Raw genomic sequence first — 13,615 nt, forward strand, 5'->3', positions numbered from 1 at the left:
CCCTACTTGAATCCGCCCTACGCCTCGGCAAGGAACCCAATACGATGAACCGAAGCACCCCCCGCGAGTCGGTGAGCCATTTCCTGATCCTCGACGATAACGTCGAACATGAATATCCCGAAGCGCTCGTGCGCGGGATGATCGACATCACCGATGGCGCCATTCGTGGCCTGTTCGGCGACGTGTCCGTGACGTGCGAGTCGCCCAGCGTCGTGCGCGATCGCATCATCTTCGGCGAAGTCTTTAGCCTGATTCCGCTGGAGAGCGCCTGGTGCCGCGGCTACATGATGATGCAGGCCGAGCAGGTGCCGTTCATGCAACTGCTCGAACACACGGGCCGTTGCGAAGGGCAGGCCGGGTTTCGCGAACTTAACGGCATGCTAGGCGAGATGACCAATCTCATCTGGGGCGCGTTCAAGAGCCGCTTCATGGGCGACCCGGCGGCCGTCGATCACACGCAGGTGCAGGTGCCGCTGCTGATCAACCACAAGCAGAAGTACATCTCGTTCGGCACCGATAACCCGCAACTGTGCTTCGTGTATCAACTGACCGATCCGGTGAGCGGGCAGATCGTCACGCTGCATCAGCACTTCGTCTTCAGCCTGAACTGGTCGCCCGAAGCGTTCCGCGAAGCGGCGCAAATGGTGGCTGAGCCGGTCGAGACGGGCGCGCTGGAAATGTTCTGAGCCACGGGCTCACCCTTTATCAAACATTCACCCATACACAAGGACACCATCATGTCGAAGATTCTCGTGGTCGACGATTCGAGCACCGTGCGCGACGAAGTCGCCGGTTTTCTGCGCAAAAACGGCCTTGATGTCGACACGGCCGTCGACGGCAAAGACGGTCTGGCGAAGATCAAGGCCAGCCCCGGCGTGAAGCTCGTCATTAGCGACGTGAACATGCCCAACATGGACGGCCTGACGATGGTCGAGAAGATTCGTGGTGAGCTCGCCAACAACTCGGTCAACGTGGTGATGCTCACCACCGAGAGCAGCCCGGCGATGAAAGAACGCGGCAAGGCCGCCGGTGTGCGCGGCTGGATCGTCAAGCCGTTCAAGGGCGACGCCGTGCTCGAGACGTTCCGCAAGCTCGCCAGCTAAGCGACGTCGTTTCGAAGGACGCGAAGGCGGTCTGGTGCCGTCTTCGCGCGCCATCTCTCTCCTGTCATACCGCTCATCGATGCGATGATTCGCGCGCCGGACCGTCGCCAGCGTGCAGCGTCGGCGTTACACTGCTGACTTTCCCGCATCACGCGAGACCCTGCGTATTCTCGCTATCTCACCATGAGCGTCGTGTCCCAGAAAAAGAAGCCGGCTCCGGCCGAAGTCGTCCAACCGGAATCCGGTGACGACGTGGCGCCCGATGCCAACACGGTCAACGCTGCCGACGGTCGTCCGCGCCGCTCGAAACTACGCCTGACGTACGTCATCGCCAGCCTCGACCGCCTGCTGCGCCGCCACATGTCCGAAGCACTCGCCCCGTTGGGTCTCACGCTGGCGCAGTTCACCGCGCTGTCGGTGCTCGACGCACGCGGCAAGCTGTCCAACGCCCAACTCGCACAGCGCTCTTTCATCACGCCGCAGTCGGCCAACGAGGTCGTAGGCATCATGGCGTCGCGCGGTTGGATCACACGTGAGCCCGACCCCAATCACGGCCGTATCGTGCTGCTGCAACTCACCGACGAAGGCCGCGCGGTGCTGGCGCAATGCGAAGCGGTGGCCAAAGAGATCGACACCCGCATGCGTACGGACGTGAGCCGCGAAGACGCGGCAGCCGTGCAACGCCATCTGGAAATGTTCGTGCGCAATTTGCGCGACTGAACACGTCGTCACCGGCACGTCTGCGCCGGACCTTTCCCTGAATTCGAGTCGTTTTTGACGCAAACATGAACGCGCCCCAAGGGGGCGCGCTTCGGGTTTGTCCCGAGCCTCTGCTGGCTTGTATTGTCAGGTAGCTTGATATTAAATGGAGGCCGCTGCGGCACTGTCACGTCTGTTGCACTCGCGTCGTTAATATCAGGTTGCCTGATTAAATGAGTGTGAGGCGTCGACCCATCTCGCAGGTCACTACATCAGGCGCTGTACGTCGCAAGCCGACGCGCGGTAGCAGGAGTTCACGGAGATCACAGGAGACACTATGGAATCGAATCGGGAGGGAGGCGCGCCGTCGCTAGCGCTCGGGAGCGAGCGTGCGGGCAGCACGGCGAACCCGGTGGTGCTGACGCTGGCGTTGTGCTTTGCGGTAGCACTGCTCGAAGGACTCGACCTGCAATCGGTCGGCGTGGCGGCGCGTGGCATGGCGAAGGAGTTCGGGCTGAGTGTCGCGCAGATGGGGATTGCCTTCTCGGCCGGGACATTCGGGTTGTTGCCCGGTGCCATGGTCGGCGGGCGGCTCGCCGACAGCATTGGCCGCAAGCGTGTATTGATGCTCTCGGCGGCGCTGTTCGGCGTGCTTTCGATTGCTACGGCGTTCGTGTCCGACTTCTGGATGCTGGTGATCGTGCGGGTGCTGACGGGCATCGGCCTTGGCGGTGCGATGCCGAACCTCATCGCGCTGTCGTCCGAAGCGGTCGCCCCGCGTTTGCGCGGCACCGCAGTGAGCATCATGTATTGCGGTATTCCGTTGGGCGGCGGCATCGCTGCAACCATCGGCATGCTCGCGGTGAGCGATGCCGACTGGCGTCATATCTTCTACGTGGGCGGTGTGGGGCCGTTGCTGCTGCTGCCGCTGCTCGCCGCGTTTCTGCCGGAATCGAAAGCGTTTGCCGATGCCACGTCGCAAGGCCAGCGCACCACGCCGGCTCCGGTCATGTCGGTGCTGTTCTCCGAAGGCCGTGGCATGTCGACCGTGCAACTGTGGCTGAGCTACTTCTGCACGCTCATCGTGCTGTACTTCCTGCTCAATTGGCTGCCGTCGCTCATGGGCTCGCGTGGCCTCGCACGCGGCGAGATCGGCTGGGTGCAGATTCTCTTTAACGTGGGCAGTGCCGTGGGCGTGCTGTGCCTTGGCTTGTTGATGGACCGCGTGCGCATGTCGCTCGTGATCGGCGGCATGTATCTCGGCATGATCGCCTCGTTGATCGGGCTGGCCGCTGCGCAGGGCTTCTCAGTGCTGGCGACGGCGGCCTTCTTCGCAGGCATGTTCATCATCGGCGGGCAATCGGTGCTCTATGCGCTGGCAGCAGCCTACTACCCGACGGCCATGCGGGGTACCGGCGTCGGTGCGGCCGTCGCTGTCGGGCGTATCGGCTCCGTCGTCGGGCCGCTCGCGGCCGGCATGTTGCTCGCCGTGGGCAGCAGCGCTGCCGTGGTGATCGGGGCCAGCGTGCCCGTGACCATCGTTGCGGCGCTCGCCGCCCTCACGCTCATCCGTCGTCCCCGCGCAGCCGACTGACCCGGTCGTTCACTGGTTGGCTTCGCTTATCGCGACGGATGGCGTTCGGCACGCCCCCGTCGCGTTTTTTCGTGTGCAGCCGCGGCACGCTGGCTGTGCTTGCCGACGCAAACCAAAACATCAAAACAACACCGATAACAATGGAGACTCGCATGGCCCTTTCTTCTCGCACGCTGCTTTCGCTGTCTGCCGCTGCGGCACTCGCAGCACCCGGCTTCGCGGCCGCCCAATCCAACGTCACGTTGTACGGAATCGTCGACACCGGTATCGAATACGTCTCGCATGCGAGCGTGAACGGTGCCGTGTGGCGCATGCCGGGGGTGACCGGTGAATTGCCGTCGCGCTGGGGTTTGCGCGGCTCAGAAGACTTGGGCGGCGGTCTCGCTGCGATCTTCCAGTTGGAGAGCGGCTTCAACCTGCGTGGCGGCGATCTGGGGCAGGGTGGCCGGTTGTTCGGTCGACAGGCGTTCGTCGGCGTGAAGAGCCCTTACGGCACGCTCTCGGTCGGGCGTCAGTACACGATGACGTACTACGCGCTGCTCGGCTCCGACGTGCTTGGCCCGGACATCTACGGCATGGGCTCGTTCGACGCGTACATTCCGAATGCCCGCACCGACAACTCGATTACCTATCAAGTCGGCTGGCAAGGGCTGACCTTCGGCGTGGGCTACTCGTTCGGGCGCGACAGCGGCGGCACGGGCAACTCGCCGGGGCAGGGGACTTGCGCGGGACAGGTGCCGGGGCAGTCGATGCAATGCCGCGACTGGTCGGTCATGCTGAAGTACGACGCGAGCAACTTCGGCGTGGCCGCATCGTATGAAGAGCAGCGCGGCGGCACCAATGCGGCGGCCAACTTCTTTGACGGACTCGCGACGACGGCGCTCACCAGCAGCAGCGATATCGATGCGCGCGCGACGGCAGGGGCCTACTACAAATACGGCGCGTTCAAGGTGGGCGGCGGCTGGCTGGGCCGCCGTGTGTCGACGGCATCGGTCAATACACACTCGAACCTGTTCTATCTCGGCGCGGCGTACAACCTCACGCCCGCTTGGCTCGTCGACGGACAGGTGTATCGCATCATCAACAGCGATCACGACACGCGCGGCACGATGACCACGCTGCGCGCCACGTACTCGCTCTCGGTGCGCACGGCCGTCTACGCACAGGCGGCATATCTGTTCAACAGCGCAAAGGCAGCCTATTCGGTCAGCGGCGGCGGTGGCGGCACTACGCCCCCGGCAGGCGTGGGCCAGACCGGCGTCATGATGGGCATGCGCCACACGTTCTGATCACCGCGAGTTTCGAGGTCAGGGTTTTCCCTGAAAACTTCGGGCTTGCAATGTAAGGTTACCTGATATTAAATGTGTCCATAGGCAACACCGCGCGCCACTCCCGGCGCGCGGCGAGAGACCGCCGGACACTTGGGATTTACGCAAAATGAATGCATACGAAGGACGCTGGAAAACGATCGACGTGAAAGTGGAAGGCGGCATTGGCTGGGTCACTTTCAATCGTCCGGAGAAGCGCAACGCGATGAGCCCAACGCTCAACAGCGAAATGATTCAGGTGCTCGATGCGCTCGAACTCGACGCTGACGCTCGCGTGGTTGTGCTGACCGGTGCTGGCGCGGCGTGGACGGCAGGCATGGACTTGAAGGAGTACTTCCGCGAGATCGACGGCGGCCCGGAAATCGTGCAAGAGCGCATTCGCCGCGACGCCTCCGACTGGCAATGGCGCCGTCTGCGCATGTACGCCAAGCCGACCATTGCGATGGTCAACGGCTGGTGCTTCGGCGGTGGCTTCTCGCCGCTCGTGGCCTGCGATCTGGCCATTGCCGCCGACGACGCCGTGTTCGGTCTGTCGGAAATCAACTGGGGCATTCCGCCGGGCAATCTGGTGAGCAAGGCCATGGCCGACACCGTGGGGCATCGCCGCGCGCTGCACTACATCATGACCGGCGACACGTTCAACGGTGCGCAAGCCGCCGAGATGGGGTTGGTGAATGAAAGCGTGCCGCTCGCTCAACTGCGTGAGGCGACGATCGCACTGGCAGGCAAGCTGCTCGAGAAGAACCCGGTGGTGTTGCGTGCTGCCAAGCACGGCTTCAAGCGCTCGCGTGAACTGACGTGGGAGCAGTGCGAAGACTATCTGTACGCCAAGCTCGATCAGGCACAACTGCGCGATCCGGAGCATGGCCGCGAGCAGGGCCTGAAGCAGTTCCTCGACGACAAGTCGATCAAGCCCGGTCTGCAAGCCTACAAGCGCTGAGCGCTGGACTGCGGCAAGCAACGCAACAAGCAAGACGACGAGTGCAAGCGCGAGAGGAGACAAAGCAATGCATGAAGTACAGATGCTGATCGGCGGCCAGTGGCGGGGCGCACAGAACGGCGCCACGTTCGAGCGGATCGACCCGGTCACCGGCGAGGTCGCCTCGCGCGCCCCTGCTGCGACGTTGGCCGATGCCGACGCCGCCGTCGATGCCGCACAAGCCGCGTTCCCCGCGTGGGCGGCGCTCTCGCCCGGCGCGCGTCGCGCACGCTTGCTGGCGGCGGCGGAGCGCATGGATGCGCGCGCTGCCGAGTTTATTGCCATCGGTGCCGCCGAGACGGGTGCCATGGCGAACTGGTACGGCTTCAATGTGATGCTTGCGGCCAACATGCTGCGCGAAGCCGCGGCCATGACCACGCAGATCGACGGCAGTGTGATTCCGAGCGATGTACCCGGCAGTCTCGCGCTCGCCGTTCGTTCGCCGGTTGGCGTGGTGCTTGGCATCGCCCCGTGGAACGCGCCGGTAATTCTCGCGACGCGTGCGCTCGCAATGCCGCTTGCTTGCGGTAACACTGTGGTGCTCAAAGCCTCGGAGCAATGCCCGGGCGTCCATGCGCTGATCGGTGCGTGTCTGCATGAAGCGGGGCTCGGCGACGGTGTGGTCAACATCGTGACCAATGCACCGGCTGACGCGGGCGACATCGTCGCGCGGCTGATCGCGCACCCCGCCGTACGTCGTGTGAACTTCACCGGTTCGACGCATGTGGGCCGCATCATCGCGCGCGTCTCTGCCGAGCATCTCAAGCCCGCATTGCTGGAGTTGGGCGGCAAAGCGCCTGTGCTGGTGCTCGACGATGCAGATCTCGACGCCGCGGTCGACGGCATCGCTTTCGGTGCGTTCTTCAATCAAGGGCAAATCTGCATGTCGACGGAGCGCGTGATCGTCGACGCCCGCGTGGCCGATGCCTTCGTTGAGAAGCTGACGGCCAAAGCGGCGAAGCTGCACGCCGGTCCGCCGACGTCGCCCGACAGCGTGCTTGGCGCGATGGTCAGCGCTCAGGCGGCCTCGCGGGTGGCGGCGCTTGTCGAAGACGCACGCGAGCATGGCGCACGTTTGCCTCTGGGTTGCCGCGTCGAAGGCGCGATCATGCAGGCCGCGATCGTCGATGGCATCACGCCCGCGATGCGTTTGTACCGCGAAGAATCGTTCGGCCCCGTGGTGACGATTCAACGTGTCGATGGCGACGACGAAGCCGTACGCGTAGCGAACGACAGCGAATTCGGTTTGTCGGCAGCGATCTTCGGCCGCGATGTATCGCGCGCGTTGCAGTTGGCTAAACGTATCGAGTCAGGCATCTGCCACATCAATGGTCCGACCGTGCACGACGAAGCGCAGATGCCGTTCGGCGGCGTGAAGTCGAGCGGTTACGGGCGCTTTGGCAGCAAGGCGTCGATTGGCGAATTTACGGAACTGCGCTGGATCACCGTGCAGACCACGCCCCGGCATTACCCGATCTGAACCCGACGGCGCTCGCAGCCGTGTGCGCGCATCGCGCACCGGCTTGCCGAGGCCACCTAGGAAGTGCCCGTCGCGATAGGTGCCTGAGAGCGCCGCGCGGCAGGCCGGAAGCAGGAGACAGTGTTTTGAACCAAGGCAACATCCCGGCCGGCGCCGCTGCGCACCGCTATCGTCACGTCGCTATCGGCAACCCCGGTGTGGAGTTTCGACGCGAGGGCGAGTTCTGGTATTTGCGCTCGCGTGAAGCGCTCGGTGACTTTCCCGAGCGTCTGACCGATCGACTGGTGAGCGGCGCGGCAAAGCACCCGGAGCGCTGGCTCATCGCTCGCCGCGGTGCCGACGGAGAGTGGATTGGCATTAGCTACGCCGAGATGCTGGCGCGTGCGCGGTCCATCGGTCAGGCGCTGCTCGACCGTGGGCTGTCGCAATCGCGCCCAATTGCGATTCTCTCCGGCAACGATCTGGAGCACTTCCAACTGGCCTTAGGGGCGATGTTCGCCGGGGTGCCGTTCGCACCGATTTCGCCCGCGTATTCCATCGTATCGACTGACTACGGCAAGTTGCGCCACACGCTCGGTTTGCTGCAACCCGGGCTCGTCTACGCCTCGGATAGCAAGCTTTATGGTCGCGCGATGGATGCCGTACTAGGCGATGACGTGATGCGCGTCACTGCCGATGGCGCGAATGACACGCTGGCGTTCGATGCGTTGCTCGACACCGCGCCGCGCGATATCGACGCGGCGCATGCAAAGGTCGATGGAAAAACTATCGCCAAGATCCTTTTCACCTCCGGTTCGACACGTCAGCCGAAGGCGGTGCCGACCACGCAACGTATGCTGTGCAGCAACCAGCAGATGCTGCTGCAAACGTTCCCGACATTCGGTGAGGCACCGCCCGTGCTCATCGACTGGCTGCCGTGGAATCACACCTATGGCGGCAGCCACAACGTGGGCATTGCGCTGTACAACGGCGGCACGTTGTATATCGACGATGGCAAACCCGTGGCGGGCAAGTTTGACGAGACGCTGCGCAATCTGCGCGAGATTTCGCCGACGGTCTATTTCAACGTGCCGAAGGGCTGGGAAGACCTGGCGATCGCGCTGGAGAAGGATGCTGAACTGCGCGAGCGTTTCTTCGCCAAGGTGAATTTGTATTTCTTCGGCGGTGCCGGGCTGTCGCAAGCCGCTTGGGACCGGCTGGAACGCGTGACCGAGACGCACTGCGGCGAGCGCATTCGCATTATGTCTGGGCTTGGGATGACCGAAACGTCGCCGAGTTGCATGTTCACCACCGGCCCGATCATGCGCGCGGGGTACATCGGATTGCCCGCGCCCGGTTGCGAAGTAAAGCTCGCGCCCGTGGGCGGCAAGCTCGAAGTGCGCTTTCGCGGGCCGAATGTGATGGGCGGCTATTGGCGTCACGAGGCGAGCGATCCGGTTTTCGACGAGGAAGGCTATTACTGCACCGGCGACGCCGCGACATTCGTGGATATCGCGCAGCCGGAGATCGGTCTGCAATTCGACGGCCGCATTACTGAAGACTTCAAGTTGAGCTCCGGCACGTTCGTTAGTGTCGGACCGCTGCGGGCACGCGTCATTTCGGAAGGCGCACCGTACGTGCAAGACGCGGTGGTAACCGGGATCAATCGCGACGACATCGGCTTGCTGGTGTTTCCGCGCGTGGACGATTGCCGCAGGCTCAGCGGGCTGGCATCCGATGCACCGCTGGCCGACGTCTTGGCGTCTGCTCCGGTACGCGATTTCTTCGCGGGCTTGTTGCAAAAACTGAACCTGCAAGCGGGCGGCAGCGCGACGTACGTGGCCCGGCTGTTGCTGCTCGACATTCCGCCGTCGCTCGATCGGGGCGAAGTCACCGACAAAGGATCGATCAATCAGCGCGCGGTGCAAGATCATCGCGCGGCTAGCGTCGACGCGCTGCACGCCGCGCAACCCGGTGACGATACGCGCGCCATTCTGGCCCCCGCGAGACGCTGAGATGACTTATCCAGAAGTGCGCGGTGCACCGGACGACATCGCGTTCGTGTTGCAGCGTTTGGGCGTGGGCGATGCAGTGACGCGACTTGCACCGTTTCGTGAATTCGATACTGCGACGCTCATGCAAGTGGTGGACGAAGCGGCGCGATTTTCTCGCGAGGTGCTCGCACCGCTCAATGCCGTTGGCGACCGCGAGGGGTGTCATTGGCATGCAGGTGAGGTGCGCACACCGACCGGGTTTGCCGACGCGTATCGCCAGTACCGGGAGGCAGGCTGGCCATCGCTGCCCTGCCACCCGGAGGTGGGCGGGCAAGGTTTGCCCATCGTCGCGCAAGTGGCGTTGCAGGAATTGAGCGCGGGCGCGAATCTCGCATGGACCATGTACCCGGGCATTTTGCACGGCGCCTACGAATGCGTGCATCGCTTCGGCAGCGCGGCGTTGCAAGCCGCGTGGCTCGCACCGCTGGTGAGCGGCGAATGGCTCGCAACGATGTGTCTGACGGAGCCGGGCGCGGGCAGCGATCTGGGCCAGATTCGCACACGCGCCGAGTGGATCGACGAGCAGACGGTACGTGTGACTGGCGAGAAGATTTTTATCTCCGGCGGCGAGCAGGATCTCACGCCGAACATCGTGCATTTGGTGCTGGCCCGAACCGCCGATGCACCGGGAGGCAGCGCGGGGTTGTCGCTCTTTCTTGTGCCGAAGTGGTTGCCTGATGGCGAACGAAACGCTGTGCATTGCACCGGCATCGAACACAAGATGGGCATTCGCGGCAGCGCCACGTGTTCGATGGCCTTCGAATCCGCAACCGGCTATCTCGTAGGACGTCCGCACGGCGGCCTCGAAGCCATGTTCGCAATGATGAATTCGGCGCGGCTGCATGTGGGCGCATCCGGCTTAGGGCTGGCGCAGAACGCCTACGAGATGGCCGCACGGCATGCCTGCGAGCGCGTGCAGTCGCGCGTGCCTGGTGCTGCGGCGGGAACACCCATCGCAGGGCACCCAGCCGTCTGGCGCTTGCTTGAGGGGCAACGCGTCGCTGTCGAGGGCGCGCGCTTGCTGCTGTACCGCGCGGCACTCTCCATCGATGAGGCGAATCACGCGGACACAGACGACGCGCGGCAGCGGGCCAATGCTCTGGCCGCGCTACTCACCCCTATCGTCAAGGCAATGCTTACGGAGCAAGCCTTCGAGGGGGCGAGTGCGGCGCTGCAAGTGTTCGGCGGCTACGGGTATGTGGAAGAGACGGGAATCTCGCAGATCATGCGCGATGCACGTATTCCGATGATCTACGAAGGCACGAACGAGATTCAGGCCATCGACTTGCTGATGCGTAAAGTCGTTCGCGACAACGGGGCAGCGCTGGGGCAATGGCTCGACTGGGTGAGTGCGCAATTGAGCGCGGCGCATACCGTCGACACGCTTCACGGATTTCGTGATGCCCTCGTCTGTGTCGACGAATGGCGCGCTTTGCAACCGCAAGCCATCGCATTGGCGCAGACGTCGCCTCGCGCCGCGTTGTGTGTCGCAGGCGAAGTCATGCGCGTGATTCACGGGCTATCGATGGCGGGGCTCTGGGCGCAGGCGGCGCTCGTCGACACCGATGATGCGTTTGGAAAACGTCGCGCCGCACGTTACTGGCTCAAATTCGAACTGCCGGATACGCGTCGCGCGATGAACATCGTCGCCGCGCAAATTGCCGAACCGGAGACGGTGGAATGAATCTCGACAACGTCGTCGCCATCGACACGCACGTTCACGCGGAAGTCTCATGCTGTCAGCCGCCGGATCTCTTCGGCAAAGCGTTTGACGATGCTGCCGACAAATACTTCGGCACTGTGCTCAAGCAGAACCGCCGTCCGACCATTCCCGAGACTATCGCCCATTACCGCGAGCGCAATATCGGCTTTGTGATGTTCACGGTCGATTGCGAGGCAAATATCGGACGGCGGCGAATTCCGAATGAGGAAATCGCGGGCTTCGCGCAAGAGAATGCCGACATCATGATCGCGTTCGGGAGCATCGATCCGCACAAGGGCCGCATGGGCGTGCGCGAAGCGCGGCGGCTGGTCGAGGAATTCGGCGTACGCGGGTTCAAGTTCCACCCGACGATGCAGGGCTTCTTCGCCAACGACCGCATGGCGTATCCGATGTACGAGTTGATCGCCGAGTACAAGCTGACGGCGGTATTTCACAGCGGACATTCGGGCATTGGCTCGGGCATGCCGGGCGGCGGCGGCCTGCGACTCAAGTTTTCCGAGCCGATTCATCTGGACGACGTGGCGACCGATTTCCCCGACATGAACATCGTGATCGCGCACCCGTCGTGGCCGTGGCAGTCGCAGGCGCTCTCCATTGCGCTGCACAAGCCGAATGTCTACATCGACTTATCGGGCTGGTCGCCAAAGTATTTCTCGCCGGAGCTGATGCAATACGCGAATTCGCTGCTGCGCGAAAAGATGTTGTTCGGCTCCGACTTTCCGCTGATTACGCCGGACCGCTGGCTACGCGACTTCGAGACGGTGGGGTTTCGTGACGAGGTCAAACCGATGGTGCTCAAGGAGAACGCGGCCCGGATGCTCGGGCTTGCCGCGACGCAAAGCGCCACACTGGTCTGATGCGCCAGCGTTCAACGAAGACCCGGCACGCCGTACCGCATACGAGCGGCGTCACGCATGGCGCTGATGAGCGTTTGCTCGGGCGGGGTAGGCATCGTGTCGTTGCGCCAGAGTATGCCGATGGATTCCTCGGTGCCCTTGGTGGCGAAGGGCAGGGCACACAGCGCGCCGTCGGCGAGGTCGTCTTGCACGGTGATCTCGGAAGCGATCCAGACCACGTCGTCGCGCAACGTCATGGCGCGCGCGAGGGACATCGAGAGCAATTCGGAATAGTCGTCGAGCGCACCGACGCCATGCGCGCGCAGGAAGCTGTCGGCGGTGTGGCGCAGGATCGTGCCGTGCGGTGGCAGCACCACGTGGTAACGCGCGATATCGGCCATCGACACGGTGCGTTGCTGCACCAGCGGATGCTCGGGGCGCACCACGACACAGAGCGGCGTGGCGTACAGATGCTCAAACGTGAGGCCCGTCATGCCTTCCGGCCCGGACAAACGGCCGAGGGCGAGCGCGACATCACCCGCCTTCAACTGTGCGAGCAATTGCTGATTGGCGCCCGTATGGACCTGCACTACGATGCCCGGCCACTCTCGCCGGAAAGCTTCGAGGACAGCGGGCATCATCGCGGCGGCCAGCGTGGGCAAAACGGCGATCTCGATGACACCGCCCGTTTGGCCGACAGCGCGCGAGAGCACGTCGATGCCTTGACGCAGCGCGCTCACGCTCGCGCCCGCATGGCGCAGAAACAATTCCGCCTGCGCGGTCGGGCGTGCCCCATTGCGGCCCCGGTCGAACAGGCGCACGCCGAGCAGGCCTTCGAGCTCGGCGATAGTCTTGCTCACCGCTGGCTGGGTGATGGACAGCGCCTCGGCCGCCCGTTGCAGGCTGCCGTGCTGCGCGACCGCCAGCAGGCATTGCAAGTGGCGCAGCTTGATACGCCCGTCGAGTAGATGTCTTTCCATGCCGGAAAGTTATGAAAAGCCTAAGAAAATGTCAATAAATATATCCGTTGATTATGGATATAGTGTTGGCAACGAACCATAGAAACTGGCAGCAAGGGCGTGTGAACCAGCCTTAAGCCAGACCCGTCAACACAAAATGGAGTGAGACCATGTCGAAGTCGACAACCGTCCTGCGCCCGCGCGATTGGGATTCGCATCCCAAGCTCATCGACAGCGGGTATAAGTCCACCGCGCTGCGAGGCCCCAAGGAACTGCTCGTTCCCGTGAAGCAGAACCTCGCAGACCTGCGCTCGCCGGTCTATGGCAACGGCATCATCGGCGCGCTCGACAGCGACCTGACGCGTAATGCCGTGCGCAATGGCGAGCCGCTTGGCGAGCGCATCATCGTCACGGGCCGCGTGCTCGACGAAGGCGGCCGTCCGGTGCCCAATACCCTCGTCGAACTGTGGCAGGCGAACGCCTGTGGCCGTTATGTCCACAAGGTCGATCAGCACGACGCACCGCTCGATCCGAACTTCCTCGGTGCCGGCCGCGCCATGACCGACGCGCAGGGCCGTTACAAGTTTCTGACGATCAAGCCGGGTGCGTATCCGTGGAAGAACCACCACAACGCGTGGCGTCCCCAGCATTTGCACTTCTCGGTGTTCGGCCAGTACTTCGCCACCCGGCTCGTCACGCAGATGTATTTCCCGGGCGACCCGCTGCTCGCCTACGACCCGATTTTCGAGGCCACGCCGGCGCATGCCCGCGACCGCCTGATTGCGCGCTTCTCGATGGACATCACCGAGCCCGACTACGCGCTGGGATACGAATTCGACATCGTGCTGCGCGGTGCCGACCAAACGCCGATGGAGTCCTGA

General features: G+C 63.5%; 12 protein-coding genes. 11 read left to right on the forward strand and 1 reads right to left on the reverse strand.

Annotation, left to right across the window (positions count from 1 at the left end; translation table 11 throughout):
* The first annotated feature begins 44 nt into the window (after positions 1-44).
* The 10 genes from PPN31114_RS22680 (at position 45) to PPN31114_RS22725 (ending at position 11,796) form a co-directional block, all read left to right on the forward strand.
* Positions 45-686: a chemotaxis protein CheX gene (locus tag PPN31114_RS22680; RefSeq protein ID WP_150681800.1), complete on the forward strand. Its 642-nt coding sequence runs from the start codon at positions 45-47 to the stop codon at positions 684-686.
* A 51-nt stretch (positions 687-737) separates the two neighbouring features.
* Positions 738-1,103 (forward strand): response regulator, encoded by a 366-nt coding sequence (locus PPN31114_RS22685; protein WP_150681801.1) that lies wholly within the window; start codon positions 738-740, stop codon positions 1,101-1,103.
* Positions 1,104-1,286: 183 nt separating this feature from the next.
* Positions 1,287-1,823 carry a MarR family winged helix-turn-helix transcriptional regulator gene (locus PPN31114_RS22690; RefSeq protein ID WP_246182707.1) on the forward strand — a complete coding sequence of 179 codons (537 nt, stop codon included), beginning with the start codon at positions 1,287-1,289 and terminating at the stop codon, positions 1,821-1,823.
* 316 nt (positions 1,824-2,139) lie between these two features.
* Positions 2,140-3,396 carry a 3-(3-hydroxy-phenyl)propionate transporter MhpT gene (gene mhpT / locus PPN31114_RS22695; RefSeq protein ID WP_246182708.1) on the forward strand — a complete coding sequence of 419 codons (1,257 nt, stop codon included), beginning with the start codon at positions 2,140-2,142 and terminating at the stop codon, positions 3,394-3,396.
* Between the two features lie 152 nt (positions 3,397-3,548).
* Positions 3,549-4,685 carry a porin gene (locus PPN31114_RS22700; RefSeq protein ID WP_150681802.1) on the forward strand — a complete coding sequence of 379 codons (1,137 nt, stop codon included), beginning with the start codon at positions 3,549-3,551 and terminating at the stop codon, positions 4,683-4,685.
* Between the two features lie 148 nt (positions 4,686-4,833).
* A complete protein-coding gene (locus PPN31114_RS22705; RefSeq protein WP_150681803.1) occupies positions 4,834-5,664 on the forward strand; it encodes a p-hydroxycinnamoyl CoA hydratase/lyase in 831 nt (276 codons plus the stop codon).
* Between the two features lie 67 nt (positions 5,665-5,731).
* Positions 5,732-7,183 (forward strand): aldehyde dehydrogenase, encoded by a 1,452-nt coding sequence (locus tag PPN31114_RS22710; protein ID WP_150681804.1) that lies wholly within the window; start codon positions 5,732-5,734, stop codon positions 7,181-7,183.
* Between the two features lie 125 nt (positions 7,184-7,308).
* On the forward strand, positions 7,309-9,177 hold the full coding sequence (locus PPN31114_RS22715; protein WP_150681805.1) for a feruloyl-CoA synthase: 1,869 nt from the start codon (positions 7,309-7,311) through the stop codon (positions 9,175-9,177).
* Position 9,178: 1 nt separating this feature from the next.
* Positions 9,179-10,900 (forward strand): acyl-CoA dehydrogenase family protein, encoded by a 1,722-nt coding sequence (locus tag PPN31114_RS22720; protein ID WP_150681806.1) that lies wholly within the window; start codon positions 9,179-9,181, stop codon positions 10,898-10,900.
* The gene (locus PPN31114_RS22725) at positions 10,897-11,796 is read left to right on the forward strand and encodes an amidohydrolase family protein (protein ID WP_150681807.1); all 900 of its coding nucleotides are present in this window, start codon (positions 10,897-10,899) and stop codon (positions 11,794-11,796) included. The genes PPN31114_RS22720 and PPN31114_RS22725 overlap by 4 nt, the downstream gene beginning before the upstream one ends.
* Before the next feature lie 11 nt (positions 11,797-11,807).
* Here the strand turns inward: PPN31114_RS22725 and pcaQ are convergent, their stop codons facing one another.
* Positions 11,808-12,755 carry a pca operon transcription factor PcaQ gene (pcaQ, locus tag PPN31114_RS22730; RefSeq protein ID WP_150681808.1) on the reverse strand — a complete coding sequence of 316 codons (948 nt, stop codon included), beginning with the start codon at positions 12,753-12,755 and terminating at the stop codon, positions 11,808-11,810.
* Between the two features lie 149 nt (positions 12,756-12,904).
* Between pcaQ and pcaH the strand changes: the two genes are divergently transcribed.
* The gene (gene pcaH, locus PPN31114_RS22735; protein WP_150681809.1) at positions 12,905-13,615 is read left to right on the forward strand and encodes a protocatechuate 3,4-dioxygenase subunit beta; all 711 of its coding nucleotides are present in this window, start codon (positions 12,905-12,907) and stop codon (positions 13,613-13,615) included.

It is taken from the genome of Pandoraea pneumonica, assembly GCF_902459645.1.
Lineage (GTDB): Bacteria > Pseudomonadota > Gammaproteobacteria > Burkholderiales > Burkholderiaceae > Pandoraea > Pandoraea pneumonica.

Bases quoted from the DNA above. Each gene is read 5' to 3' on its own strand.
- PPN31114_RS22680 (WP_150681800.1), top strand. From the start codon at position 45: ATGAACCGAAGCACCCCCCGCGAGTCGGTGAGCCATTTCCTGATCCTC.
- PPN31114_RS22685 (WP_150681801.1), top strand. From the start codon at position 738: ATGTCGAAGATTCTCGTGGTCGACGATTCGAGCACCGTGCGCGACGAA.
- PPN31114_RS22690 (WP_246182707.1), top strand. From the start codon at position 1,287: ATGAGCGTCGTGTCCCAGAAAAAGAAGCCGGCTCCGGCCGAAGTCGTC.
- mhpT (WP_246182708.1), top strand. From the start codon at position 2,140: ATGGAATCGAATCGGGAGGGAGGCGCGCCGTCGCTAGCGCTCGGGAGC.
- PPN31114_RS22700 (WP_150681802.1), top strand. From the start codon at position 3,549: ATGGCCCTTTCTTCTCGCACGCTGCTTTCGCTGTCTGCCGCTGCGGCA.
- PPN31114_RS22705 (WP_150681803.1), top strand. From the start codon at position 4,834: ATGAATGCATACGAAGGACGCTGGAAAACGATCGACGTGAAAGTGGAA.
- PPN31114_RS22710 (WP_150681804.1), top strand. From the start codon at position 5,732: ATGCATGAAGTACAGATGCTGATCGGCGGCCAGTGGCGGGGCGCACAG.
- PPN31114_RS22720 (WP_150681806.1), top strand. From the start codon at position 9,179: ATGACTTATCCAGAAGTGCGCGGTGCACCGGACGACATCGCGTTCGTG.
- PPN31114_RS22725 (WP_150681807.1), top strand. From the start codon at position 10,897: ATGAATCTCGACAACGTCGTCGCCATCGACACGCACGTTCACGCGGAA.
- pcaQ (WP_150681808.1), bottom strand. From the start codon at position 12,755: ATGGAAAGACATCTACTCGACGGGCGTATCAAGCTGCGCCACTTGCAA.
- pcaH (WP_150681809.1), top strand. From the start codon at position 12,905: ATGTCGAAGTCGACAACCGTCCTGCGCCCGCGCGATTGGGATTCGCAT.